General features: G+C 47.4%; 1 protein-coding gene. It reads right to left on the bottom strand.

Features of this window, described 5'->3' with window-relative positions:
- Window positions 1–585 (bottom strand): hypothetical protein (locus tag ACH63V_RS18120; protein WP_396464325.1); only part of this gene is annotated, 585 nt, incomplete at both ends.

Raw genomic sequence — 585 nt, 5'->3', positions numbered from 1 at the left:
GCCACTGTTGCTGCATATCCAGTTTGGCTTGCGTTGCAATCAGGCCTGACTGGTTATCAATCCCTTGTGCCTTTAATGTCAGGTCCTGACTAGACTGAAGCTTGCCTTGCTGGTTACTTAACACCCCTGTACCGGCATCAATATTCACAGTACCTTCAACACTGCCAATCTGCCCTGCATTGTTCGTCAGACTCTGACTGCTCAGCTGTAACGCCTTGTTCGCAATGATCTGGCCTGAACTGTTATCAATGTCCTGACCTGCCGTCACCTCTATCGAACCCTGGGCATTGATCAAACCGGACTGGGTCTTTAACTGGCCTGCCTGAACCTTGATATCTTTACCTGACTGTAAAGAACCTGACTGGTTGCTCAATACCCCTGTACCAGCATTTAGTACCAGCTGATCCTTAATGCTCGCGATCTGCCCCTGATTGTTATTCAGCCCTAGGCTTTGTATTTGTACCGCATTATTGGCAACGATCTGGCCTGCTGTGTTATTCACCTGCTGACGCGATTGAAGATCAATTCCATCTTCTGAACTGATTAATCCTGACTGGCTATTTACCTGATCAGCATTAAGCTTAA

Origin of the sequence: Acinetobacter sp. ABJ-A23_2, assembly GCF_044538765.1 — a bacterium.
GTDB classification, from domain to species: domain Bacteria; phylum Pseudomonadota; class Gammaproteobacteria; order Pseudomonadales; family Moraxellaceae; genus Acinetobacter; species Acinetobacter nosocomialis_A.
Note: the sequence above shows the minus strand (reverse complement) of the source record. Positions and strands in the feature narration are given on the sequence as shown.